A 24,839-nucleotide genomic window follows, 5' to 3' on the forward strand; every position below is an offset into this window, starting at 1 on the left:
GGAGGCTTAAAATAGGGTATAAATATAACTAAATGATGTTTAATTTTAAATAATTTTCTCCCCTTGACCAAAGCTTGCCCAAAAGGCTATAATGGGAGTACTTTAAGGTGTTTTAAAAGTAATTAAAAATAATAAATTATTGTTAAAGCAATTTAAAAGATTAATAAATAATCAATATAAATAATAAATAAATATTAAAATATAATTAAAACAAACATATGGATTATACAAACACAAAGGAAAATGAAGACGACAGAGCCGAAGAAGGTCTGGTGGTCTCAAAACAAAAATTGGCTGCTTTAAAATCTTTGGCTAATAATCTGCGCCAAGCCAGTGAAGCCTTATCCGACTTTTTGTCTGGTTTTGGGGAATTGCCTTATTCTTCCTCTTCACAAGGTTTTGATTTAACGGCGCCTAACATAGATCGGGTAGTGGAAGGTGTTTTTGATGGAGAAAAGATGATCGGTTCTGATGGTAAGACTTATCTGGTGCCAATGAATTACGCTTCTAAGTCCAAGTTGGTTGAGGGAGACGGTTTAAAACTTTCTGTAACAGATAAGGGTACTTTAATCTATAAACAAATTTTGCCAGTAGAGAGACTTCGTTTAACCGGTGGTTTAGAGAAATCAGAAACAGGTGACTGGACTGTTCAGGCCGGTGCCCATCGCTACCGAGTCTTGGGAGCCAGTGTAACCTATTTTAAGGGTGATCCAGGCGATGAAGCGGTAATTTTAGTACCTAAGACCGGACAGTCTCATTGGGCTGCGGTAGAACATATTTTTAAAAAGAGTTAATTTTGCTGTTAAGTTAAAGCGTTAAACGACGGCAAGATTACCGTTCGTTTTTCGTTTATAAAGAGGATTTTATATTTTATTAAACTAAACAATTAATCTAATTAACATGCCCACCCTATACCGTAGATATCGTCCCCAGACTTTTGCTGAAGTTTCCGGACAAGACCATATTAAAATAACTTTGGAATATGAGATTATGGCCAATCGTTTGGCGCATGCTTATCTTTTTTGTGGTCCAAGAGCCATTGGGAAGACTACGGTAGCTAGGCTTTTAGCTAAGGCGGTTAATTGTCCCAATAAAAAGAAAAACAGTGCTGAGCCTTGTAATACTTGCGAGTTTTGTCGGGAAATTACAGATGGACGGGCTTTGGATATTTTGGAAATAGACGCGGCTAGTCATACTGGGGTAGATAATGTTCGCGAGTCCGTGATTGCTTCAGCCAGAGTAACTCCTGGACGGTGTCGTTATAAGGTCTTTATCATAGACGAAGCGCATATGTTATCCACGGCGGCTTGGAACGCTTTGTTAAAGGTTATGGAAGAGCCTCCTGAATACGTTATTTTTATTCTTTGTACAACCGAGGCTCATAAGGTGCCGGCAACTATTATTTCTCGTTGTCAGCGTTTTGATTTTCGTAAAATAGGTTATACAGATATTTTAAAGAAACTTAATAAGATTATTAAAGAAGAAAAAGTGGAGATAGAAGACGAGGTACTGGAGGCAGTAGCTAGACATTCTGGTGGACATATGCGGGATGCGGAAAGTCTTTTAGGACAAGTTATTTCTTTGGGTTCAGCTGCTGACTCTTTAAAAGGTAAAAAGATTACTTTAGCGGAAGCTGAATTGGTTATCCCAAGAAGCTATCTTAACGAAACGGTTTCCATGCTGGAATTTTTAATTGAGAAAAAAGCGGCGGAGGCGGTGGAGCAAATTAATCGTTTAGTGGAAGACGGCGCTGATCTTAAAGTTTTTAACAAAGAAGTGGTGGAAGTATCTAGAAGATTGTTCTTAGCCAAAGTTAGTCCAACCATGGGAGCAGAGCTTTTATCTGAGTTTGGACAGAATGTTGAAGCTAGACTTTTGCCTTTATATACTAATAGCCGGTTAGACTTTCTTTCTTATATGACAGATCGTTTGGTTAAAGCCGGGTTAGAGATAAAAGATTCTCCTTTAGCACAACTTCCTTTAGAATTGGCGGTGGTGGATATTTGTCTTTTTTCTGTGCCTAGAGATACCTCAGCAATTTCTGGTGGAGGAGAAGGAGTAGGACAGGGAAAAGAACAAAGACAAGGGCAACAAACCACTGGAAATATAACACAGCAAAATAGTGGGACACAAAAGAGTATTAATGATAGTGCTGGAACAAAGAGTGGGGATGGGGATAATAAGCAATCGGGGTTTAGTTTAAGTGGTAACTCTTCTTTAGAGGTAAACTCTCTTTGGAAAGAGCTTTTAGTTAAGATAAAGCCATATAATCATTCCCTTTCCTTTATTCTTAAATCTTGTCTGCCGGTTAGTCTTGAGGGGAATAGTCTAAGGATAGTTTTTAAGTATAAGTTACATTATGACAGAATTAAAGATGAAGCAGTTAAGAGTTTGGTGGAAAAGGTAGCCTCAGAAATTGTTGGACAAAACTTAATTGTTGAAGCTCTTTTGGATCCTTCTTTAACTTTGCCGGAGATTAAAAGTGTGGAAGAAGATTTTGGGGGTAATAATACAAGAGCTACTTCCAGTGAATATGAACAGTTGGATAATGATCAGGATAGGGGAGAAGGTGAGAGAGAAGGAATGGGAGAGGATAATCAAGGAGGAGAAGGTAATGATAAGGGATCGACTGGGGATGATTCGGTAATTAATAATCTTTTAAAAACCTTTGGAGGAAGAGTGGTTTAGTTATAGTTTAGAGCTATGGAGAATAAAGATAATAATGAAAATTACAAGAAGATGGCCGATTTCTTTTATGAAATAGGTACTATGCGCAAGATTATGCGTATTCACCGCCAAGCTCTTTTAACGGATGATATGTCGGACAGTATTGCCGCTCATTCATACCGGGTAACGGTTATTGGGTGGTTTTTAGCGAAAGAGGCTGGTGCTGATCCATATAAAACGGTTATGATGTGTCTTTTTCATGATACTGAAGAAGCTAGGAGTAATGATCATAACTGGATTCATAAAAGGTATGTTAAGATTTTTGATGAAGAGATAAGGGAGAGTCAGTTAGGGCAATTACCTTATCCGGAATTATCTGAATTTATTAAAGAATATGAAGAAAGAGAGAGCTTGGAAGCTATTTTAGCTAAAGAGGCAGATACTCTTGACCAAATTCTTCTTTTAAGAGAATATGAGTGGAGTGGAAATAAAGAAGCTTATCTTTGGTTGTATGGCAAAGAAGAGAATAAGGAAAAGAGACAGTTAGATAAGTTAAAGACAGAGGTTGGTAAGAAGATGGGAGAGGCAATCTATGAAGCAAATCCTTCAGATTGGTGGAATAAGCTTTGGACTTCGGAGAATAGGAAGGATTAAGGGTTAGGGTTAAGAATTAAAGAAGAGTAATGAAAGCATTGGTATTAGTATAGTTAAAATCATAGTTAGTGGTAGAATTATAGTATTAATAACCATTGTAATAAATAAAACAAAACAATGCGGGATCGTCTAATTGGTAGGACTTCGCCCTCTGAAGGCGACTATCTAGGTTCGAGTCCTAGTCCCGCAGCCAAGTTGAGCATAGTTCTTACGTACGAGGAGCGTAGCCAAGTTGAGCTAGTACGAGGAGCTTACTTTCATTAAACATAAGTCTATGAAGACAGCACTTATAACCGGAGCTAATCAGGGAGTTGGATATGGTTTTGTTTCTAAGCTTCTTGGAGAAGGATGGAGAGTATTTGCGACTACTCGAAAGTCTATTGAAAATTTACCAGCGCTCCAGAATTTAGAATGGATGTCTCTTGAGCTTACCGATGATGAATCAATTCAGAAAGCCTTTTCTCTTGTTGCTGGCAAGACAGATAGGATTGATTTAATTGTGAATAATGCAGGGGTTAACAAAGATACGGCAACGCAGAATCAAAAAGAAAAAGTTAGCACCCTTCAAGACCTTGATAGAAACATGCTTCTAACCATGTTTAACATCAATGCAATCGCCCCTTTATTAATTGTTAAGCAGTTCCTGCCTTTGCTACAGGGAAATCCTTCCTTTATTATCAATATATCTAGTATTCGAGCATCTTTTGGTAATAAAAATAAATTAGGTAATTATGGGTATAGAGCAAGCAAGATAGCTCTTAATATGTTTACTTTTTGCAGTTTAAAAGATCTTCCTGAAAATGTTAAAACTTTTGCGGTACACCCGGGGATAGTGAAAAGTCAAATGAATCCAACCGGAGAAGGGGATCCTGAAAATCATGCTGAAAAAATATTAAATATAGTAGAGAACTGGAATGATGAATGGAACGGAAGATTCATGAACTTTGACGGTACAATGTATCCTATAGACGAGGGGTAAGTCTTATCCTATCTTAGGGCGATCAGCTGAGTTTGTTTAATTTAAAAAAATCAACTAGAACTAATATATTAAAATGAAAAAAATAGATTTTATTTCATATCTTGAAACTCTTACAGAAAATGACTGGAGTAAAAAAGTCACTAGTCAGTGGTCAGTTAAAGATGTAGTTGCTCATCTCACGGGTTGGGAAAAAGATGATGTAGATGCAATTAGATCAATCTGGACAACTAAAGAGTTGCCGTGGTGGATGAAGACCAAAAATTATGACGATTATAATAAAAAATGGGTTGATTATTATAGTTCTTATACTTCTGGTCAACTTTTAAATGAGCTAAAGATTTGTCAACAAGCTGTTGCGGATGAAATTAATAGAATTGGAGAAGCTAATTTACGAGAGTATCCCGAGTTATTTTCTTGGCTTTTTGATGAAACAGATAAGAGTCATTATTCTATTCATCTTAGACAAATTAAGGAGGCGGTCTCTGGTGCTCGGGGAGCGTCGATATGATAAAATAAAAGAACCTATAAAAGCCTTACTGGGCTTGACCGATTACTGTTCTAGCTTAGGGCGGTCAGCCAAGTTGAGTTAGTTCTTACGCACGAGGAGCTTATGGTCTAATATTACTATGAAGGAAGCAACCAAATCATTTGATAAAATAAGAGAATTGAGAGACCTTATTAACTCATCTATTTGTTATGCTCAAAACACATGGAATCGCAAAGATACGGGTGATTGGAGTAAATTGTGCGTGTCCATGGATAATATTGAGGATACGCAAGTTGCGATTGATGAATATCTATTTTTAGACACTAAGGGATATTTAGCTGTGTATGGAGTTCTTCAGGCTTTTGTTGTACAACAAGATGCAATCAAGCATTTGGAAGAGGCAATCGGAATAAAGGCATGGACATTAAATGACTACCCTAAGTTTAGAGAAATTAGGAATATTAGAATTGAAACCATTGGCCATCCAACAAAAACCGAAAGAAAGAGGAGATCGAGTACATTTGAAGATGGGACAATAACTTACACTTCTGTTGGCAGAGAACACCAGAAAGGTATTGTTTCTTATGTAGTCTGGTCAAAAGATGGAGCAGTTATTAAAGAAATAAATATTAAAGAACTGATACTTTTACAAGAAGAATTGTTAAAGCAAGAAATTATAAAGATTATGGAAAGAATCAAAAGAGACGAGAAAGATCACAAAGTAAGATTTAAAGAGAAGAGTTTGATTTCTATGTTAGGTCAAACAAGTTATTTAGTGGGAAAACTTTGGTCATTTGAAAGAAGTCGTGAGCACTCCCAGGTATGCTTTGAACAGGTATTTAAAATTTATAATGAGTTTAAAGAGGAAATAAAAAATAGGTATAAAATAAAGAGTTTCAGTGAATTTAGCACTCAAGTGCCAGGATTAATTAATCTAATTCAACACCTAGATAAAATATTTCCACGAATAAACAAAATGATTTTAATGGAAGAGGATGTTGATAGATTAGATTTAGATGTATATGTTCAATCATTAGACATTTCTTTTGAAGAACTTCAAGATATGGCGAGAAAAGTTGATGAAACATTTAGCAGTTAAGTTAATTAACTAATTTAATCTATTTTATGAAGATTGCATATAGTTGGTATGTTATAGCATTCCTAATAATCGGTGGATTTTTATTTTGGTGGTATTCTTTTCGACCATCCCTAATTATTAAGCGTTGCTCATTTTCATCCCTAGAGAGAGTTAGTGAGTCAGATAATTTAGACAGAGAGGACTATGAGTATTATTTTACTAGATGCATGAGAGAAAATGGTTTGAATTCAATTAACAAAGCTAACTGGAGGCTTTAAAGGTGTATATTGGTTATCCTGGATTTCTTAACTTTTAGCAAGGTGATTCCATGAGTTATTAGAAATGGATGTATGAATATTTTCGAAGAAATAGCCAAACTTAATTTTCCACCTGATCAATCTTAGTTTCTTATTCTAAATTGAATTTGAATCTAAGGGTGTTTTTTTATATATTGACAACCCATTGACAAACCCTAACTACTATGGTATATATATTAGTAAATCAGCTCTTTTTATTTAAATAAAAAAAATCAAACATGGAAGAAACACAAGAACTAACTCCTGCTGCTCAGAGATCAACAAAGGTTCTTATTATAACCTTACTCCTTCTCATAATCTTGCCCATCATCGTGAGTATTATAACCGGACAGGCAGAAGGATTTTGGACAGTACTCTTTGCTGTTCCTGGACTTTTAGCTTTTGCAAAGATCTCTATACATTTTAAGTCTTATCAGGGATGGAGGGTTACTGGAAGAAAGATGTTTCTAGTATTCCCAATTTCTCTGGCTTTATCTGTAATTATTCTTCTTGGTATGTTAGCTTATATTGCAGGCTTAACCTCAGGAATAACATCTCTGCACCCAGATACTTTAGCAAGAATACAGATATTTGTATTTAGCGCCGTATTAGGTCTCTTGGGAAGCCTTGTATATTGGTATGCAGGTATAAGCGCTTTTACTGCTAAGTTCAGTGAATATGATTTTCGTAAGATATTTAAACAAGCCGGGTTGCCCCAAGATGAAATTGAACAGAAAATTAATTTATTAAAAGAGAGGGGATTGTTATAGTAGAAAGTACACAAATTATTTTAAAGGAGTTAAATCATTAACTCCTTTTATTATTTATTGAAGATTAAGTTGTTTCCCAGCTTAATTTTTTAAAGCAAATTAAGTAAAAAATAATTTCTAAGATAACACAGATAGAAGATGTTTTCTTATATGAAATTATATTAAATATAAAAAGAGATTAATTCATTAATCTCTTTTTAGCACTCTCTACTCTTTATTTATCGTAGAATCTTGCGATTTAATTTCAGTTAATCTCATAAAGGACATAACAGAAAATGCTGAGGTACCAATAAGCATAGGAATTGAGAATACGGGGTGAATAATTATAATGTCCCACTGATACCATCCAATAAGGGATAATATTGTATAATCAAAATTAAGTTATGATTAGATGAATTATCCATCTTATAAACGAGAAAAGCATTAGTTTTATTTTGTTTTGATTATTATTTACCTGTATGGTGTATATTGATAGGAATATGTTATACAGGTAAGTAGTATTTTTCTTGGTTTCTTCTTTCTAGTTTTTTGTTTTTTGAAATATTCACATTAAAATATCCACACTATGCAAAAAAGCTAATCTGTGCTATGATGATTACATGAAATTGTTTAAGAAATCTCAATACAAGATTCTTTTTATCGCCTCCGAAGCCTCTCCTTTTGTTAAAGTGGGTGGCTTGGGGGAAATCATGCATTCTTTACCTAAAGCTTTACGAGAAATGGGCTGTGATGCCAGAGTAATGGCTCCTAAATACGCTACTATTGATACTGAAAAATACCCCATGAAAACCGAATATGCCGGTTTGGTTTTAGGTGATTTAGAGAATGATCCCTTGGGAATCTTAACTTCCAATGTTTTAAGCAGTCAAATAGACGGTACTACTATTTACTTTCTTGAAAACATGGAATATTACGAAAAAAGAGCTAATGTCTACGGTTACACCGACGACACTATCCGTTGGGTACTATTATGCCGCGGAGTTTTGGAATTCTTAAAAGTAAGTCCATGGCGTCCGGATATTATTGTGGCCTCAGACTGGCAAACCGGCTTTATTCCCAATTATCTTAAAACCGATTATAAGGATGATCCGGTTCTAAAGAAAATCTCTACGGTTTTTACTATTCATAATCTAAGATACCAAGGTATGTTTGATCCGCACTTTGTAAGTGAAATGGATTATGATTCCGGGCAACAACTTATTCCGCCCCTGCCCAATGAAGATATTTTAAAACTAAATGGTATGAAAAGGGGAATTTTATTTGCTGACGTAATTAATACCGTCTCTCCGACTTATTCCAGAGAAATTTTAACCGAAGGAGCTGGTGAAACTTTAGATAAACTCTTAAACGAAAGAAAGAGCAGTTTGTTTGGTATTTTAAACGGTATAGATACTGATTCGCTTAATCCAGAAACTGATCCTGATCTTGAGGTTAACTATAATTTTAAAAACTTTAAAAAGAGAAAACTTAATAAAGCCGCTTTGCAAAGACAGTTTGGTATAGAGATTAATGAAGATAAGTTTGTGGTTGGTATTGTTTCTCGGATGGACGAACAAAAGGGTTTTGAACTTTTAATTCAGATGATTGATCAGTTCATGCAGAATATAGATATGCAACTAATTGTGCTTGGCGAAGGTGATCCGGTTTATCGTGTCTTTTTTGAAAACCTTAAAAAGAATTACCCAAACAGAGTGGGTATACATTTTTCTTTTGATTCTCGTTTACCACGTTTAGTTTTTGCCGGTGCTGATACAGTACTCCTGCCATCTCGCTTTGAGCCTTGCGGACTGGTACAAATGGAAGCTATGCGTTATGGGGCTATCCCAATTGTTCATAAGGTCGGTGGATTGGCCGACTCGGTTGAAGACTTTAAACCAGAAACTGGTCTTGGTACTGGTTTTGTTTTTGAAAAGTTTGATCCTTTCTCCCTAACCATTGCTATGGTTAGGGCTTATCAGGTATATAGTCAAAAAGATCTTTGGAATAAATTAATTAAAAACGCTATGAATCAAGACTTTTCTTGGCGAAGATCGGCTGAGGAATATTTGAATATTTTTGCCAAGGCCAAGCGTTTTCATAAAAACAATAAAAATGAAGTGGGCTAATTTCTTCCATATTTATCAGCCAGCAGGACAACAACCAGACATCCTTGAGGCAGTAGTTGCCCAAAGTTATCGTCCAGTTTTAGAGGGGTTAAAAAAATACCCTAAAGTTGGAATTACCATGAATATTAGTGGGGTTTTGTTGGAGATGTTTGATCGTGGATCTTACCACGATCTTTTAGATATTATCAGGGAACTTGTAAAGGAAGGCAGGCTTGAGTTAACCGGTTCGGCTAAGTACCACGCCCTTTTACCGTTTTTACCGGAACAAGAAATTGTAAGACAAATAGAAGAAAATAATAAGACACTAAATTTTTATCTTGGAGATTATCGTCCTCGTGGTTTTTTCCCACCAGAAATGGCTTATGATCCCAAAATTATATCAATCCTTGAAGACTTTGGTTTTAATTGGTTAATTCTTGATGAAATAGCTTATCAGGGTAAAACCATGGCTGTTGATTATAATAAGCTTTATAAGATAAAAAATTCCAAGCTGGGAGTTTATTTTAGAGAAAGAGAGCCTAGTAATTTAATTATGGGAGCTACTGTACGTTCTTTAGCTTCTTTTAAAGAAGTTTGGGGTAAGGAGTTACTAGAAGGCCGCTATCTTTTAACTGGTATGGACGGAGAGACTTTCGGTCATCATCGCCCTGGTCTTGAAAAACTATTACTTGAACTTTTCGCCTCTGATGAACTTAACTTGGTAACTATTTCCCAGTTGTCTTCTTTTTATTCTGAAACACTGGAAATTGAGCCGGTTAAATCAACCTGGGCTTCTAGTGAAGAAGAGATAAAAAAAGGCATACAGTTTTTATCTTGGAGTGATCCTGATAATGAAATACACGCCTGGCAAAAAGAACTACTAGATTTGTCTTTAAAAAGTGTTTATGCCCTAGATAAACAAGATCCCGCTTATGCCGAAATTCGTCAAGCTATGGATGAAGCGTTATCCAGCGACCAATTTTGGTGGGCGTCTGGTAAGCCATGGTGGAGCCTTGAGGAAATAGTACGAGGAGCAGTTTTATGTTACGGGGTTATTAAAAAGAATCCGCAGGTGGAAATATCTCTTAAAGAGCAAGCTTCCTCTTTATATGAAAAAATAATCTCCACTGCTTTTGAATGGAAAGAAAGTGGACGTGTCTATCAAATGCTTAATGAAAGAGAAAATATTGAAAAAATACCTTTTAAGGAAAGAACTCTTGAACAAGGAGGAGATAAAGCCATGGAATATGAAGCTTTCTTGGCGATTTTTAAAAGACTGGAAAACGAGGCGGCTGAAGCAGGGGAATATGAAAAGGCTATTTTATGGCGTGATTCTGTTTGGAAGATAGAAAATAAAAACGATATTTATGACATGGTACACGCTGTTAATCTTTTAAGAATGGAAATACCTAATCATGAGGTAGATAAGATTATTAAGGAGTATCAAGACAAATATAGAGCCATTCGGGGCGGACAACCTGAACAAAGAGATTAATTCATTGTTTAATTTTAATTTTAAAAATATGATAAGATCATCAATTATTGTTACAGCAATCTTTTTCGCCCTAGGGGCGATCTTGGGCTATTTTTTTTCATTATTCGTAGAAGTTTCGGTGGATAAAGAAGTTTCTTCGCGTATTTTGTCTTTTGAAGAATGCGCGGCTGCCGGTTATCCCATAATGGAGTCTTACCCAGAGCAATGCATGACTCCGAGTGGTGAGGTCTTTGTTAGGATTATTGATGAAGATTTTTCGGAAAATCCACTAATTGAAGAAGGAGAAAATTTTGAAAATGAAAGCATGGAGAATGGTGAAGGTGGTAATTTAAATAAAAAAAATAATAACTCAGGTTCAGATGATAAAGGCTTGGAAAACCAAAATAACAATGGTCAATCGGAGAAAAAAGAAGCTGGTGAAGAAGAAGCTGTTATGTGTACCATGGAAGCTAAGCTTTGTTCGGATGGCTCATACGTTGGACGAATACCACCAAGTTGTGCCTTTGCTCCCTGTCCTGGTAATTAGTTCAAGATAATAAGTTTTGATAAAAACTTAATCTAAGATATAAAAATTAAAGATCAAGAATTGAAGATTAGACTAAGAGATTAAACCAAGATATCAAGAGATTGAGTATTAAACATTAAATATTCGCCTAGCCTATGTCCCAAAACAAACAACAAGTAATGGCTATTCATGGAGGAGATACTTTTACGGACTACTCTGAATATTTACAATTTTTAAAAGATTTTCCCATAGAGCCTTTTTACCAAGGAAGAAGCTGGCGCTCTCGTTTAGCTGAAGATTTGGGTGAAGATTATGAGGTTTTTCTACCAAGCATGCCCAATAAAACCAACGCTCGTTATGAGGAATGGAAGATTTGGTTTGAAAAGTATTTACCTTATCTTCGTCCGGAACTTATTCTAATTGGTCATTCTTTGGGGGCTACTTTTTTGGTTAAGTATTTAGCTGAAGAAAAACTACCTTTTAAGCTTAAGGCTTTATTTCTAATATCCGCACCTTTTGGCGATAGTCCGGACTATGTTTTAGGAGATTTTAGTCCACCCTCTTCATTGTCTCAAATTAAAGAGTCTTCGGATAATATTTTCCTATTTCATAGTCGTGATGATGAAATTGTCCCCTTTGCGGATTTGGACAGATATGCTAAAATATTAACAGATGCCAAGACTTGTATTTTTGAGGATAGGGGACACTTTAACCAAGAGTCTTTACCGGAGATACTTGAACTTATTAAAAATTTAAAGTTTGAATAATTCAAACTATTTAATTATTTTATTAATAATATGACAACTAAGACATCGTCTTTTCTTTTAGCTCTCCTTATTGTTGGGGGAGTTTGGGCCGCTTTTTTCGCTTATAATATCCTACCGGATCAGGTGGTGGCGCATTGGGACGCCTCTGGCAGACCGGATGGTTATATGGGTAAATTTTGGGCACTCTTCCTTTGGCCCATGATTATTGTGCTTTTTACGATATTCTTTGTTCTGTTACCTAAGATAGATCCTATTAAAAATGGTATAGCTTCTTTCCGTAGGGTTTATAATATGTTTTGGTTAATTTTGTCCATTTTTATTCTTTATATTCTTTTAATTATCCTAAGCTGGAATTTTGGTTTTAAGTTTAACTTTATCGTTCTCATCTTGCCGGCCTTGGCTTTTGTCTGGTTCTGTCTAGGAGAGTTATTGGCCAACTCAAAGCGTAACTGGTTTGTTGGGATAAGGACTCCTTGGACTATGTCTAGTGATAAGGTCTGGCAGAGTACCCATTTTTTGGCTGGTAAATTATATAAGATCTCCGCGGTCTTTGCCTTATTGGGCTTGGCCTTTAAAGGCGAGCAAGGCGTAGCTTTAGCTTTTGGTCTTATTCCCGTTATTGTTAGCGCCCTCGGATTAGTGGTCTTTTCTTACTTTGAGTATAAAAGACTTCAGAGTTAGTTAGAATAATTCTTGATTAAATGTTTAGTACTATTATTGAACGACTTGAGGTTATTATTCGCGAGTATGGAGCCTTAGGTGTTTTTTGGGCGGCCTTTACCGAAGAAATAATCGCCCCTATTCCTTCTTCTTTTATTGCCATGATGTCAGGTTTCTTTTTACTGGAAACCAACCTTACTTGGGGAGAAGCTTTAGGCCAAGGTTTTCTTTTAGTGGCGATACCTATGGCTCTAGGGATGACGGTTGGTTCAATAATTATTTACGGAGCTTGTTATTATGGTGGCAAACCCTTTATTGAAAGATATGGTAAATGGTTGAGTATTAGTTGGGAGGGGATTGAAAGGGCGGAAAAGAAGTTTACTAAAGGTCGCTGGGATGAGTTGAGCATGCTTGGAGCTCGTATCTTGCCAATAGTACCCAGTGTGGCTATTTCTTCTTTTTCCGGCTTAATTAGGTACCCCATTAAAACCTTTATCGTTTTATCTTTAATTGGAGGAGCTATTCGTTCTTTAATTATGGGACTGATTGGCTGGCAAGCCAGAGACGCTTACAAGCTTTATGCTGAACGTTTTGAACATTTTGAATCACTGTCTACCCTAATAGTTGGTGTTTTATGTCTTGGAGCCCTTGCTTATTGGTTTTATAAAAAGAAGAAAAAAGAAAAGAAGAGAATAGATCAAGAAGAAAGATAAGAAGAGAATAAATAAAGAAGAAAACAAATAATAAGCAGTAAACAATAGAATAAACAATAAGAAAGAAGAGAATAAATAATAAAAGATAATAAAGGATAATAGAAAATAATAATTAAATCTTAAGTTATGCAGATATGCAGATTTTAGCTGTTATTGCACCCATTGCCGTTTTGTTTTTATCGGTTATTGCCTTTAGACGTTCGGCGTTTTTTTCGGCTACAGCGGCTTTGCTTTGTTTGTGGCTAATTTCCTCTTTCTATTGGTTAATGACTCCCACTAGACTTTTAGCTTCTTCTGCTAAAGGTTTTTTTATTGCTACCGAAATAGCCTTAATTATTTTCGGAGCTCTACTTATTTTTAACCTCCTTAAAAGAGTGGGTTTTTTCTCTTCTTTTAGTCATCTTCTCGCGGGTATCTCCAAAGATTTACGAGTGCAGGTTATTTTAATCGGTTTAACGGTTTCGGCTTTTATTGAAGGAGCTTCCGGTTTTGGTACACCAGCCTTAGTGGTTGTACCTCTTCTTATGTCTTTGGGTTTTGCACCAATTTTGTCTGTTACCTTGGCTTTAATTGGTAATTCTGTGCCGGTAATGTTTGGAGCTGTTGGATTACCGGTAGTGTATGGTCTTGGTTCGGTTTTAAGTTCGGAGCAACTGGTTTTACCTGAGTTTTTAAGAATTATCTCTTTAGTTACTCCTTGGGTGGCGGCTTTAATTGCTTTAATTTTGGTAAGTGTGGCGGTACTTGGTAGGGGAGGAGGGTTTAGAGATATTTTAAAAACAGTGCCTTTTGCTCTTCTAGCTTCGTTAGCTTTTTCCCTACCAACAATTCTAACAGCTCGTTTTTTCGGTCCAGAGTTACCGTCTTTAGTTGGCGGGGGAGTTGGTATAGTTTTAATTATCTTATTGATTCGTTCCCGCGTGGCCTTACCTTCTTTTATACCAGATTATCTAAAAGTTAAGGAAGAAAAAAGAGAGTATAAGAAGATGGGGATCTTGTCTTTTTCTCCATACATTCTTTTAGTACTTCTTTTAGTTTTAAGTCGCTTATTCTTTTCTTCTAATCTACAAAATCTTTGGACTATTAGCTGGCCACAACTTTTCGGGCAAGTTATTAACTACAGTTTTTCACCGTTCTACTCTATCGCCTTTATCATGCTAATTACTTTTATTATATCTTGGTTACTGTTAGATAGAACCCCTAGTGGCTTAACTAAAGATTTAGGTAATTCTTTTACTAAAATAATTAAGCCATACTTTACGTTAATACTGCTTTTAGCTTTTGTGCAGACCCTGATGTTCTCTGGAGATAATTTAAGTGGTTTTGCTTCTATGCCTGAAGCGGCAGCTAAGGCGGCGCAAAGTCTTTTCGGGAGCCTTTGGCCAATACTAGCTCCCTGGCTTGGAGCGATTGGGGCTTTTGTGGTGGGTAGTGCCACCGTTTCAAACTTACTTTTTGCCAATTTTCAATATACTACCGCTTTAGCCGGAGGTTTTAACACCACGGTAATTGTTGCCCTCCAGTCTCTTGGAGCAGCGGCTGGTAATATGATATCTCTTCATAATATCGTAGCCGCCCTAACAGTAGCGGGCTTAGTGGGAGCTGAGTATAAGGTTATACGGAAAACGATTTGGCCGTTAATTATTTACCTTATTTTCCTAGCTATAATTTTTTCAGTAATGAGTCTTTTGGGTATTTTTTAAAGGTAGCTTTATTTAAGTTTTTAATTTAGCGAATTTCTTTTCTTAACGAGGTATCTGTGGTATGATGAAGTAAATGATAACTGTCCAAATGTTGTATAATATATTTAATAAAAACAAGATAAAACAAACACCTCAAATGGTTGAGGTGTTTAATAGTGGGGTAAGTAGTAGGGTAAATATTAGACTAAATGGTAAATTATATAATAATAAGGAATTTATTCCAGGAGCTAATAAAACATCTAAAGCTTTTACCCTCATAGAACTATTGGTAGTTATAGCTATCATAGGGGTATTGTCCACTTTGGTCATAGTAGCTCTGGGTAATTCACGAGCCGGTGCCCGAGATGCTAAAAGATTGAATGATCTAAGATCAATGACTAATGCTTTAGAGCTGTATTATGCAGATCATGGCTCATATCCTGATACCCAAGATTTTGTCTTTGGAGAATCGTTTGAATCAGGGGATACCATATACCTAGCTTCACTTCCTCAAAACCCAACTCCTTACACAGACGGTACTTGTCCTAATGAAAACTACACCTATGAATCCACTGGTCAAGACTATGTTATTCATGGCTGTATTGGTAACCCCAACAATACTCTTTCTGCAGGAATGGTTAAGGCCAGTCCCGGTGGTGTTCAAGAAAATCCTTTTCCGATAGTGAGAGGTTTTCAGGAGACTATTATAAGTGTTAGCCTTGTAACTCATACTGTTAATTTACCAAATTATGAAATCGGAGATTTGGTCGTTATTTTTAGTCGTCTTGGTACTTCACTTGCAAATATTCCAACAACGCCCACCGGTTGGAATGTACTAGTCATACGAGCAAATGATGGCACAAGTACAATTTATTGGAAGATCATGAATGGTACAGAGGATTCGTCCGTCGATATATCAAGTAATACTGATCGTCGCGCAGTTCATCACTCCTATTCAATTCGTAATTTTAATGAAACAAATCCAATAAGCGGGGTTTTTGCTAGCTCTAATATAACTGATCCACCAAACTTAACCTCTGGCTTTGGAAATGTGAGTGCTTTATGGTTTGCCATGGTCGGTAATCTTGTTACTGTAAATAATCAATATAATACACCTCCCACTAATTATAATAATTTTAAAACAGGAGTAGCTTTAAATTCATCAGGATCTACTGTTAGTGTAAGAATGGCAACAGCTCGTCGTGAGTTAGTTGCTGCGTCGGAAGATCCGGGACTATTCGGAATGACAGGAACAGCAAATCGCCCTCAGGCCGCAACTGTCGCAATTCAAGGTAGAGCTCCTTAATTATTATTAAATAATAACAACTATACAAATGTTGTATAATATATTTAATAAAAACAAGATAGAACAAACACCTCAAATGGTTGAGGTGTTTAAGAGTATTTAAATAAATAGCTTTATTAAAACTATGTCATCTCCACTTAAAATAGCCGTTATCTTAGGCAGTACTCGTCAGGGTCGTTTTAGCGAACAACCCGGTGTTTGGATTAAGAAGAAGGCTAGTGCTTTACCTTCTGTTAATGTTCGTTTAATAGATCTTCGGGATTATCCTATGCCTTTTTTTAATGAAAGCGAATCTCCGGCTGATGCTAAAAAGCCATATGATAACTTGGCGGTTAAAAAATTTGCTAAACAAATAGCTTGGGCTGAGGCTTTTATTATTATAACCCCTGAGTATAATCATGGTTATCCGGCGGTTTTAAAAAATGCTTTAGATTATCTATATAAAGAATGGAATTATAAGCCAGTGGGTTTTGTTGCCTATGGAGGAGCAGCTGGGGCTCGTTCGGTGGAACAATTAAAGCCAGTGGTTATTCAGCTTAAAATGGTGCCAATTGCTCCGGCAGTGCATATTAGAAATTATTGGGGTCTTTTAGATGAAAAAGGAATCTTAAAAACCGAGACCTTGGAAAAAGCCGGAGATGGCTTTTTAAAAGAGCTTATCCGTTGGGCTAAACTTTGTCGGAAGATGAGAAAATAGCCTTTTATTAACTACCTTAAATTTAAACAGTTTTTTATAAAGACTGTTTTTTAAATTTACTTAAATTATATTCTAAAGCTTAATTAATTTACCCTGTTTGCCCTGTTATTCTTAAAATGTTATAATTAAATCATCTTAAATTGTTTTTAATTATCTTTAATTATCTTTGTTTTAATTAATTTCTAATTAATCCTTTGGCAATCTTTTGCCTTATTTTATACCTCTTATGATGGAATATACCAGACAAGACATTGATTGGTTCAGTGAAAAACAAAACTCTTTGGAGTTTGATCGTTTTAAAAGACGTCCAGTGGTTTATTTTTGTGCTGAATATGCCCTATCTCCGCTAATTCCTTCATATTCTGGAGGTTTGGGTATTTTAGCTGGTGATTTTGTTAGAGAAGCGCATGATAGAAAACTACCGTTTATGGCCATTGGTTTATATTATTACGAAGGCTATATTTGCGATGAACAAGGTAATCACCGAGAATGTCGAATTACCGATCCCCAAACAGTGGGTTTTTCTCCGGCTCTTAATGAGCAAGGAGAAAGGATAATAGTTACTGTGCCGATTGGGGAAAGAATCGTTAAAGCTCAAGCTTGGCTTTATGAGAAAGGTTCCATTAAAGTTTATTTTTTAGATACTAATTTAGAAGAAAACCATGCTGAGGACAGAATAATTACTAATAGGCTTTATGTGGGTGATAAGACCATCAGGATTAAGCAAGAAATTGTTTTGGGTATAGGAGGTATGCGTTTACTTAAAGCTTTAGGTGTTCATCCTTTGGTCTATCATTTAAACGAAGGACGTTCCGCTTTTTTGGCTTTTGAGCTTATCAAACACGAAATGATCGCCCGTGATCTTTCTTTTGATGAAGCCGGGCAGTTTGCTCGTCGTCGTATGGTGGTTACTAACCATACCTTAGTACCAGCTGCTAACGAGGTTTATGAAGCCGAGATGTTTATCTCTTTCTTTATGCGTTATGCTGAAGAAGTCGGTATTAACGTGAGAGACTTGTTTAAACTTGGTTTAATCGAAGAAAGTAATTCTTTTTCCATGTCAATTTTTTCTCTAAGAATGGCTGGTATTATTAACGGAGTAAGTCGTCTTCATTCAGATAAAGCCAGAGAAATTTGGCCTCAGTATCCCATGACCAGTATTACTAACGGTATACATATTGAAACTTGGGATTGTGTGGGTGAAAGACTTAACCAACCAGGAGACTTTTGGGAGATTCATCAGTCCAAGAAGAGGGAACTTTTGGCTTTAATTAAACAAAACACTGGGGTTGTCTGGAGTGAAAACGATCTTTTAATCGGCTGGGCTAGACGTTTTGCCCTATACAAAAGACCATTGGCTTTATTGGATGATCTTAAGGCCTTTTTAGAACTTAATGAAAATAAAGATCGTCCGGTTAGAGTGGTTTTTTCCGGATTACCGCATCCTGAAGATAAGGAGGCTCAAGCGGTTTTAGCTAAACTCCAGCATATGATCGCCAATGAATTATCCGGTCAGGTGGTTTATTTAGAGCATTACAACATGACCTTAGCTAAAAAGATGTTGGCTGGTACGGATGTTTGGCTTAATACTCCAATAGTCGGGTTTGAGGCTTGCGGTACCAGTGGTATGAAGGCGGCCTTAAATGGTTCACTGCCTTGTAGTACCAAAGACGGTTGGGTGGCTGAGGCTGAGTTATATGGAATAGGTTGGGTTTTGGAAAGCGGTTCAGTAACCCAAAGCGCTTTAAATACCATTAAAAAAGAGATAATACCGATGTATTATAATAAAGATCCAAAACTTGGTTATTCCACTGTCTGGGAAGAACATATGAGAAACGCCAGAGTAATGGTCTTAAAACAATTTAGCGCCACTAGAATGCTTAGGGAGTATGTGGAGATGCTTTATATGTAGCTTAATTAGAATAATATTTTCACCTAGCTTTCCCCACCTAATTTTCATCTATGCTTAACCACAAAATAAAACTAAGGTTTAGAAAAAAAGAATCTGCCCAACCTCACAATAGACAGCTAGGTTTCACTCTAATAGAACTATTGGTAGTCATAGCTATCATAGGTATATTATCTACCTTAGTTATTGTTTCTTTGAATAATTCAAGAGCTAGCGCTAGAGACGCTAAAAGATTAAATGATCTAAAGGCTATGGCTAATGCTCTAGAGCTGTATTTTGCAGATAATAATCAATACCCAGCATCTATTACCCCAGGACAACCCCTAGAGCAAGGTGGAGTAGTATATATGAGTAAAGTACCTGAAAACCCTACTCCCAGAACAGATGGTATCTGTCCAGATAGTGAATATACCTATACTGCTATTGCTCATAAACCAGGGCACTACCAATTCTCAGGTTGTATAGGTAGTAGCAGTGGTTCTTTTACAGCAGGCCCTGTTAGTTACCAAACAGACTCAGGGGTTATTAACTGTGGAGGACCCATTACTGATTTAGACGGCAATATATATAACACTGTTCAAATAGGCTCACAATGCTGGATGAAAGAGAATCTTAACACTAAAATTAAACCAAATGGTACTTGTATTAACGGAGGAGGTAACCCTCCTTGTCCCATCGCTTCTGTTGCGGACGATGGTCTTGGGAGATCTTGTTATTCTAATACTGAATCTATCTGCACCACCGATGGCTCTCTCTACACTTGGGCCGGAGCCATGGACGGCTCAGTTACTCCAGGAGCCCAAGGTATTTGTCCCACAGGTTGGCATATACCAACAGACGCAGAATTTAAAACCATGGAAATGCACGTTGGTCTAACCCAAGCACAAGCTGATGCCAGCGGCTACCGAGGCACAGACGAAGGCAGAAAACTCAAGTCACAACGTACCGTTAATGGCAGTCCTCCCCCAGGTATACCAACCAGCGATCACCCTCGTTGGAGCTATCATGTTAACTTTGGTACAGATACCTCCGGCTTTTCCACCCTTCCTGCCGGCCTTCGAGATACTAATGGCTCGTCGTTCCTCACTCGTTCCACGAACGCATACCTATGGTCATCTTCATCTACTGGCGGTACGGCTGCTTGGTTTCGCAACCCTAATTTTTCTGAAGCGAGAATTCGTCGTGATGCTGGTTTATATGTCTATGCGTTTAGCATCCGCTGTCTAAAAGATTAATTTAACTAGTATATTATTTTTTAATACTTTATAATAAAAATATATGGCACTGGAAATATTCTTAGCCTTGTTAGCTGGTATCTTAACTATTGCGGCTCCTTGTATTGCTGTACCTTTGCCGATTATTTTCGCTTCTTCTTTGGGAAAATACAGTAAGCTTCGTCCTTTGTTTATAACCCTTGGTTTTGTTATTACTTTTTCTGTTTTAGCCTTATCTCTTACTTGGTTAATAAGGCAATTTTCCATTTCTCCAAATATCGGACGTAATCTAGCAGCCGGTTTTTTGGCTCTTTTTGCTTTATTCATGATTTGGCCTGCGCTTTTTGAAAAGCTAATGAGTCGTTTTTCTTTTTTATCCACTAAGGCTACTTCTTCAGCTAGGCAAGCTGGACAAGGACCTTTAGGGGGTTTATATGTTGGTGCTATTATTGGTTTAGTTTGGGCTCCTTGTGCCGGACCTATTCTTGGTTCAATTTTAACTTTAGTAGCTAAACAAGAAGATCTAACCAAAGCCGGTCTTTTATTATTAGCTTACGCTATTGGAGCCGGTTTACCCATGTTAGCTATTGCCTATGGAGGACAATATGCGGCTTCTCGCTTAAAGATGGTAGCAGTTAATTTAGAGGTTATAAGAAAAATATTTGGGTTTATTTTATTATTACTGGCTTTAGCTATTTATTTTCAGTATGATCTAAAGATCCAAGCTTTAATCTTATCTTATTGGCCTTCTTTGGTGCCAAAACTTTAGAGTTAGTCTGCATTGACTTTTCCCTAATAATGCGCTATAATTTAATTATAGTTATTAATATCTTTATCTTTGGTAACCGCTTAGCAGTCTTGGTATGGTTTTTCACCCTCCTGAATAACCATGCCGAGATTGCCCAGCGGTTTTTTTATTTGTCTTTTTTATGATATAATCTATTTATGACTAAAATAAACATTTTAATGATAGTTTTATTTGTTCTACTGGCACAGGGGATTATCTCGGCCGGGCATTTTTTTGTTTATAAGCTAATAACCAGAGCAGTGGTTTTTTCTCCCCTAGCTCTTCTTTGGTTAAAGTGGGGTATGGTCTTTTTGTCTTTTACTTTTTTGTTTTCCATGATCATGACCTCTGGTCCATATAATTACTTTTCTAAAATCTTTTCTTGGTTTTCCTCTTTTTGGCTTGGAACGGTTCTTTGGTTGGTTATAGGATCTTTTTTGGCGTGGCTTATTTGGCGCTTAGCTTATATATTAAACTTTAATTTTTCTTTACAAGCATTATTACTGCCTCTTTTACTTTTAGCTTTTTTATTAAGTCTATATGGTCTTTGGAACTCTTATCAGATAAAAATAAGACAAGTGGAGATTCCTTTAAGAGATTTGCCAGACTATTGGTTGGATAAAAAGGTTTTATTATTAGCCGACACTCATTTCGGTTTAATTCGTAACGAGGGTTTTGCTCGTCGGGTGGTTGAAGAGATAAACAAACAAGAGCCTCATATTGTTTTATTCTCTGGTGATATGTACGACGGACCAGTTATAGATTACTGGGCTGTAGCTGAGCCTTTTAAAGAAATTAAAGCTCCCTTGGGTATTGTTTTTACTACTGGTAATCACGAAGAATACAGAAACAGAAAAGAGTTTATTGAGGCTATGAGCCAAGCTGGGTTTAGGGTACTAGAAAATGAATCTTTGGACATTGAGGGTATAAGATTTTTGGGTATTAACGATAGCGATGGACGAAATGCTGAAACCCAAGCAGCGGTTTTAGAGGATTTACTTTTTGATCAACCAAAAGGTCCATTGATTTTATTAAAACATGACCCTACTTACCCGGATGGTGTGGATGATTTTGGTATAGACTTACAGGTTTCTGGGCACACCCATGGGGGACAAACTTGGCCGATTACCGCTATTACTCGTCTTATCTACAAAGAAAGAACCGCCGGCTTAAGTCGCTATGGTAATCTGCATATTTATACCACCACTGGAGTTGGAACCTGGGGCCCACCCCAAAGGATTGGCAGTAATTCGGAATTAGTGGTGATAAAATTAATTAAAGAGCCAACACAGTAGTTTATATATAATCTTATGAAAAAATACGGTTTTACCCTTATAGAACTCTTGGTAACCATTGGGATTATTGGAATACTGGCTACTTTATCCATGGTTTTCTTGGGCGGGGTAACAGCTAAGGCCAGAGACGCTAAAAGATTAAATGATTTGAGTCAAATAGGGCGTTATTTAACTCGAACCCAGTGTTATGTCCCAACGGATGGACCAGGGGAGTATGATATTTTTGTTTTAATGGAAGAGATAAAGGCGGCTAATCCGCAATTCTCAGGCCTGCCAACCCCTAAAGATCCCAAGGCTGGTAGTAATGATTTTAGCGGTTATACCTATCTTTTATCTGTTACCGGTAGCTGTATTATTTATGCTAACCTTGAAGACACAGAGCACGAGATTGATCTAACTGCCCTAGATACCCCAACAATCGGGGGAGGTAGCGGAATTCTTGAAGCTAACCACACAGGAGTTAATAACGGCTATCTTTTTTATCAAATAGGGCATGGTTCTTAGGGGCTAAAACCAGAGCTGGCATAATTTTTTATAATCTGCTATACTCAAGAAAGTTTTATTTTTAAGTTTTATTGTTAATTTTAACCATTATGACAAATGAAAATACTATGACCGAAGAGGTTATTAAAGAAGAGAAGGGTAATTTAGAAGAATCAGCCTCAACCCAAGAAGGAGAGGGCAAGAAAGTTGAGACAGCTAAGCAGGAATCTGAGAAGAAGAAAACTCGCCGGGGAGTTAAGGCTTTAATTATTGCCGTTATTATTCTGCTTCTTTTGGTACTTGTTCTTTATTTATCCAAAAACTTCTTTATCGCCGCTACGGTAGATGGACAGCCGGTTAGTCGTTTAGCTCTAATTAAGGAGCTGGAAACTCGTTCAGGACAACAAGCCTTAGAGGCTATGATCTTTGAATACCTGATTGTAGCGGAAGCTAATAGACAAGGCGTAGTTACCAGCCAAAGTGACGTAGATAATGAACTTAAACAACTGGAAGAAAGACTTAGTGAACAAGGTACGACTTTAGAAGCGGCTTTAGCCATGCAGGGTCTTTCCCGTAATGATTTAGCTAGACAAATCTCTATCCAAAAGAACTTGGAGGCTTTACTGGGAGAAAGAGTGGAAGTTAGTGATGAAGAGGTTAATACTTATTTACAAGAAAGCCAAATGGAGTTTAATGAAGAAGAACAGTCAGAAGAAGAGGATTTTAGAGAGCAGGTTAGGGAAATGCTAAAGAGTCAGAAAATGGGAGAAGAAGCACCAGCCTATATTGAAGAATTAAAGAGCAAGGCTCAGATAAACTACTTTGGACCATACAGTGCACCACCAACACCAACCGAAACACAACTCTAAAAAAGAAAAACTTCCTCATTTAGGGGAAGTTTTTTAATTCGGGTTATAATATTTTTTATTTTTAAATAACTTATTTTTTACCTAAAATAAGCCATTTTTTAGCCTATTTTACCACCCTATTTTATCTGTTGACTTTTTTTGTCTTTAGTGATATACTCTAAATATAACTAATAAATTAAATAAGCCGAGCCCATAGCATGCGTCGGGGCCGGCCTTATCATTATATGAGTGGCGAATCAATTCTTGATACTATTATCAGCCAGCAACAGGGCGACTCTGTGGCCCGTTTAGATGTGGTTGACGCCATGACTCGTTTACTTGGTCATCTTAATGAGCGAGAGATTGATATCATTAAGCGACGCTTTGGCTTAAAAGAAGCTAAAAAGGCGACGCTTGACGAAATCGGACAATCGCACAATTTAACCAGGGAGCGGATCAGGCAAATTGAAACAGGCAGCATTAACAAAGTTAAGAAAGCCGAAACCTTAAACGAGATCCTTAGCGATATTCGTAAGGTAGTTAGCGCTTTAATTAAGGACCATGGTGGTATAATGGACCGGGAATATCTTTTTGATATGCTTTGGGCACTAGACGCTCGTAGTGGAGAAAAAGCCGATAAAGATCTTTATCATAACCATTTTGACTTTATCCTCAGTAAATTGCTTGGTGAAGAATTTAAAGAGGTTAAAGATTCCAAACATTTTAATCCTTTCTTTAAGCATCATTATGAAGAGATTGTTCATCTTGAAGATCTAGCTTCAGAATTGGTGGAAAGTATTAAATCAACTAAGTCTCTTTTATTAACCCATGAGATGATTGAACACGCCAAGAATTTACAGAGCTTTAAAAGTAATTCAGATAAGTTGGATAAAAATGACTTTGCCGTAGACATAAAGGATGTTCTCTCCGATATCTTACCAGAGCATGATCATGCTTCAGCTAAAGACTCAAGAGTTTTATTCTCTTTAGTTAAAGCTTTATCTGAAATTGATCAGAACACCTTCGGTCATTGGGGTCATGCTAAATCTTCAGAAGTTAGACCTAAAACCGTTAATGATAAAATTTACTTGGTCTTAAAACAACATGGTAAGCCTATGCATTATGAAGATATTGGTAAGGCGATTAATAGTGCTGGCTTTGATAAAAAGACCGTTAACACCGCTACTGTTCATAACGAACTTATCTTGGATGATAACTACGTTTTAGTTGGTAGAGGGCTTTACGCTCTTCGTGAATGGGGTTATAACAAAGGCACAGTAGCTGATGTTATTGCCGACATTCTTAAGAAAAACGCTGGACCTATGCCTAAAAAGAATATTATTGAAGAAGTTTTAAAGCAAAGAATGGTTAAAAAGACCACTATTGATTTAGCTCTAATGAACAAGAAGCGCTTTACTCGCTTGCCAGGGGCTAATTATACTTTAACTACCTAATAAGATATT

At 36.7% G+C, this 24,839-nt stretch carries 23 protein-coding genes and 1 tRNA gene; all 24 read left to right on the plus strand.

What is annotated here, in order from left to right:
- Nucleotides 1-218: 218 nt before the first annotated feature.
- The 24 genes from QY321_01560 (at nt 219) to QY321_01675 (ending at nt 24,830) form a co-directional block, all read left to right on the plus strand.
- Complete coding sequence (locus QY321_01560; protein ID WKZ25097.1) at nt 219-794, plus strand: hypothetical protein; 576 nt, start codon at nt 219-221, stop codon at nt 792-794.
- A 106-nt stretch (nt 795-900) separates the two neighbouring features.
- Nucleotides 901-2,688: a DNA polymerase III subunit gamma/tau gene (gene dnaX / locus QY321_01565; GenBank protein WKZ25098.1), complete on the plus strand. Its 1,788-nt coding sequence runs from the start codon at nt 901-903 to the stop codon at nt 2,686-2,688.
- Nucleotides 2,689-2,703: 15 nt separating this feature from the next.
- Entirely contained in the window at nt 2,704-3,321 is a 618-nt protein-coding gene (locus QY321_01570; protein ID WKZ25099.1) for an HD domain-containing protein, read from the plus strand.
- A 118-nt stretch (nt 3,322-3,439) separates the two neighbouring features.
- Nucleotides 3,440-3,514 (plus strand) — tRNA-Gln (locus tag QY321_01575).
- A gap of 81 nt (nt 3,515-3,595) precedes the next feature.
- Nucleotides 3,596-4,300: an SDR family NAD(P)-dependent oxidoreductase gene (locus QY321_01580; GenBank protein WKZ25100.1), complete on the plus strand. Its 705-nt coding sequence runs from the start codon at nt 3,596-3,598 to the stop codon at nt 4,298-4,300.
- 73 nt (nt 4,301-4,373) lie between these two features.
- Nucleotides 4,374-4,808 carry a hypothetical protein gene (locus QY321_01585; GenBank protein WKZ25101.1) on the plus strand — a complete coding sequence of 145 codons (435 nt, stop codon included), beginning with the start codon at nt 4,374-4,376 and terminating at the stop codon, nt 4,806-4,808.
- Between the two features lie 118 nt (nt 4,809-4,926).
- Nucleotides 4,927-5,886 (plus strand): hypothetical protein, encoded by a 960-nt coding sequence (locus tag QY321_01590; protein WKZ25102.1) that lies wholly within the window; start codon nt 4,927-4,929, stop codon nt 5,884-5,886.
- Between the two features lie 514 nt (nt 5,887-6,400).
- Entirely contained in the window at nt 6,401-6,931 is a 531-nt protein-coding gene (locus QY321_01595) for a hypothetical protein (GenBank protein ID WKZ25103.1), read from the plus strand.
- A 599-nt stretch (nt 6,932-7,530) separates the two neighbouring features.
- Entirely contained in the window at nt 7,531-9,036 is a 1,506-nt protein-coding gene (locus QY321_01600) for a glycogen/starch synthase (protein WKZ25104.1), read from the plus strand.
- Complete coding sequence (locus tag QY321_01605) at nt 9,023-10,510, plus strand: polysaccharide deacetylase family protein (protein ID WKZ25105.1); 1,488 nt, start codon at nt 9,023-9,025, stop codon at nt 10,508-10,510. The genes QY321_01600 and QY321_01605 overlap by 14 nt, the downstream gene beginning before the upstream one ends.
- 28 nt (nt 10,511-10,538) lie before the next feature.
- A complete protein-coding gene (locus QY321_01610; protein ID WKZ25106.1) occupies nt 10,539-11,036 on the plus strand; it encodes a hypothetical protein in 498 nt (165 codons plus the stop codon).
- 134 nt (nt 11,037-11,170) lie between these two features.
- On the plus strand, nt 11,171-11,782 hold the full coding sequence (locus tag QY321_01615; protein WKZ25107.1) for an alpha/beta hydrolase: 612 nt from the start codon (nt 11,171-11,173) through the stop codon (nt 11,780-11,782).
- A 30-nt stretch (nt 11,783-11,812) separates the two neighbouring features.
- On the plus strand, nt 11,813-12,463 hold the full coding sequence (locus tag QY321_01620; protein ID WKZ25108.1) for a DUF1648 domain-containing protein: 651 nt from the start codon (nt 11,813-11,815) through the stop codon (nt 12,461-12,463).
- 20 nt (nt 12,464-12,483) lie between these two features.
- Nucleotides 12,484-13,155 (plus strand): VTT domain-containing protein, encoded by a 672-nt coding sequence (locus QY321_01625; protein ID WKZ25109.1) that lies wholly within the window; start codon nt 12,484-12,486, stop codon nt 13,153-13,155.
- Between the two features lie 134 nt (nt 13,156-13,289).
- The gene (locus QY321_01630; protein ID WKZ25110.1) at nt 13,290-14,858 is read left to right on the plus strand and encodes an L-lactate permease; all 1,569 of its coding nucleotides are present in this window, start codon (nt 13,290-13,292) and stop codon (nt 14,856-14,858) included.
- A gap of 88 nt (nt 14,859-14,946) precedes the next feature.
- A complete protein-coding gene (locus tag QY321_01635) occupies nt 14,947-16,143 on the plus strand; it encodes a prepilin-type N-terminal cleavage/methylation domain-containing protein (GenBank protein ID WKZ25111.1) in 1,197 nt (398 codons plus the stop codon).
- Nucleotides 16,144-16,267: 124 nt separating this feature from the next.
- Entirely contained in the window at nt 16,268-16,840 is a 573-nt protein-coding gene (locus QY321_01640; GenBank protein ID WKZ25112.1) for an NAD(P)H-dependent oxidoreductase, read from the plus strand.
- A gap of 229 nt (nt 16,841-17,069) precedes the next feature.
- Nucleotides 17,070-18,752 carry an alpha-glucan family phosphorylase gene (gene glgP, locus QY321_01645; protein WKZ25113.1) on the plus strand — a complete coding sequence of 561 codons (1,683 nt, stop codon included), beginning with the start codon at nt 17,070-17,072 and terminating at the stop codon, nt 18,750-18,752.
- A 50-nt stretch (nt 18,753-18,802) separates the two neighbouring features.
- The gene (locus tag QY321_01650) at nt 18,803-19,984 is read left to right on the plus strand and encodes an FISUMP domain-containing protein (protein ID WKZ25114.1); all 1,182 of its coding nucleotides are present in this window, start codon (nt 18,803-18,805) and stop codon (nt 19,982-19,984) included.
- 43 nt (nt 19,985-20,027) lie between these two features.
- Complete coding sequence (locus QY321_01655; protein WKZ25115.1) at nt 20,028-20,732, plus strand: cytochrome c biogenesis CcdA family protein; 705 nt, start codon at nt 20,028-20,030, stop codon at nt 20,730-20,732.
- Between the two features lie 176 nt (nt 20,733-20,908).
- On the plus strand, nt 20,909-22,045 hold the full coding sequence (locus QY321_01660; protein ID WKZ25116.1) for a metallophosphoesterase: 1,137 nt from the start codon (nt 20,909-20,911) through the stop codon (nt 22,043-22,045).
- 15 nt (nt 22,046-22,060) lie between these two features.
- Nucleotides 22,061-22,549 (plus strand): type II secretion system protein, encoded by a 489-nt coding sequence (locus tag QY321_01665; GenBank protein ID WKZ25117.1) that lies wholly within the window; start codon nt 22,061-22,063, stop codon nt 22,547-22,549.
- A gap of 89 nt (nt 22,550-22,638) precedes the next feature.
- Nucleotides 22,639-23,397: a hypothetical protein gene (locus tag QY321_01670; GenBank protein WKZ25118.1), complete on the plus strand. Its 759-nt coding sequence runs from the start codon at nt 22,639-22,641 to the stop codon at nt 23,395-23,397.
- A gap of 224 nt (nt 23,398-23,621) precedes the next feature.
- Complete coding sequence (locus QY321_01675; GenBank protein ID WKZ25119.1) at nt 23,622-24,830, plus strand: sigma factor-like helix-turn-helix DNA-binding protein; 1,209 nt, start codon at nt 23,622-23,624, stop codon at nt 24,828-24,830.
- Nucleotides 24,831-24,839: the final 9 nt, after the last annotated feature.

This window comes from Patescibacteria group bacterium (assembly GCA_030583705.1).
Taxonomy (GTDB): Bacteria; Patescibacteriota; Patescibacteriia; order Patescibacteriales; family Patescibacteriaceae; genus Patescibacterium.

What these genes read in the sequence shown, in the direction of transcription:
- QY321_01560 (WKZ25097.1), top strand. Translation starts at nt 219, where the DNA reads ATGGATTATACAAACACAAAGGAAAATGAAGACGACAGAGCCGAAGAA.
- dnaX (WKZ25098.1), top strand. Translation starts at nt 901, where the DNA reads ATGCCCACCCTATACCGTAGATATCGTCCCCAGACTTTTGCTGAAGTT.
- QY321_01570 (WKZ25099.1), top strand. Translation starts at nt 2,704, where the DNA reads ATGGAGAATAAAGATAATAATGAAAATTACAAGAAGATGGCCGATTTC.
- QY321_01580 (WKZ25100.1), top strand. Translation starts at nt 3,596, where the DNA reads ATGAAGACAGCACTTATAACCGGAGCTAATCAGGGAGTTGGATATGGT.
- QY321_01585 (WKZ25101.1), top strand. Translation starts at nt 4,374, where the DNA reads ATGAAAAAAATAGATTTTATTTCATATCTTGAAACTCTTACAGAAAAT.
- QY321_01590 (WKZ25102.1), top strand. Translation starts at nt 4,927, where the DNA reads ATGAAGGAAGCAACCAAATCATTTGATAAAATAAGAGAATTGAGAGAC.
- QY321_01595 (WKZ25103.1), top strand. Translation starts at nt 6,401, where the DNA reads ATGGAAGAAACACAAGAACTAACTCCTGCTGCTCAGAGATCAACAAAG.
- QY321_01600 (WKZ25104.1), top strand. Translation starts at nt 7,531, where the DNA reads ATGAAATTGTTTAAGAAATCTCAATACAAGATTCTTTTTATCGCCTCC.
- QY321_01605 (WKZ25105.1), top strand. Translation starts at nt 9,023, where the DNA reads ATGAAGTGGGCTAATTTCTTCCATATTTATCAGCCAGCAGGACAACAA.
- QY321_01610 (WKZ25106.1), top strand. Translation starts at nt 10,539, where the DNA reads ATGATAAGATCATCAATTATTGTTACAGCAATCTTTTTCGCCCTAGGG.
- QY321_01615 (WKZ25107.1), top strand. Translation starts at nt 11,171, where the DNA reads ATGTCCCAAAACAAACAACAAGTAATGGCTATTCATGGAGGAGATACT.
- QY321_01620 (WKZ25108.1), top strand. Translation starts at nt 11,813, where the DNA reads ATGACAACTAAGACATCGTCTTTTCTTTTAGCTCTCCTTATTGTTGGG.
- QY321_01625 (WKZ25109.1), top strand. Translation starts at nt 12,484, where the DNA reads ATGTTTAGTACTATTATTGAACGACTTGAGGTTATTATTCGCGAGTAT.
- QY321_01630 (WKZ25110.1), top strand. Translation starts at nt 13,290, where the DNA reads ATGCAGATTTTAGCTGTTATTGCACCCATTGCCGTTTTGTTTTTATCG.
- QY321_01635 (WKZ25111.1), top strand. Translation starts at nt 14,947, where the DNA reads ATGTTGTATAATATATTTAATAAAAACAAGATAAAACAAACACCTCAA.
- QY321_01640 (WKZ25112.1), top strand. Translation starts at nt 16,268, where the DNA reads ATGTCATCTCCACTTAAAATAGCCGTTATCTTAGGCAGTACTCGTCAG.
- glgP (WKZ25113.1), top strand. Translation starts at nt 17,070, where the DNA reads ATGGAATATACCAGACAAGACATTGATTGGTTCAGTGAAAAACAAAAC.
- QY321_01650 (WKZ25114.1), top strand. Translation starts at nt 18,803, where the DNA reads ATGCTTAACCACAAAATAAAACTAAGGTTTAGAAAAAAAGAATCTGCC.
- QY321_01655 (WKZ25115.1), top strand. Translation starts at nt 20,028, where the DNA reads ATGGCACTGGAAATATTCTTAGCCTTGTTAGCTGGTATCTTAACTATT.
- QY321_01660 (WKZ25116.1), top strand. Translation starts at nt 20,909, where the DNA reads ATGACTAAAATAAACATTTTAATGATAGTTTTATTTGTTCTACTGGCA.
- QY321_01665 (WKZ25117.1), top strand. Translation starts at nt 22,061, where the DNA reads ATGAAAAAATACGGTTTTACCCTTATAGAACTCTTGGTAACCATTGGG.
- QY321_01670 (WKZ25118.1), top strand. Translation starts at nt 22,639, where the DNA reads ATGACAAATGAAAATACTATGACCGAAGAGGTTATTAAAGAAGAGAAG.
- QY321_01675 (WKZ25119.1), top strand. Translation starts at nt 23,622, where the DNA reads ATGAGTGGCGAATCAATTCTTGATACTATTATCAGCCAGCAACAGGGC.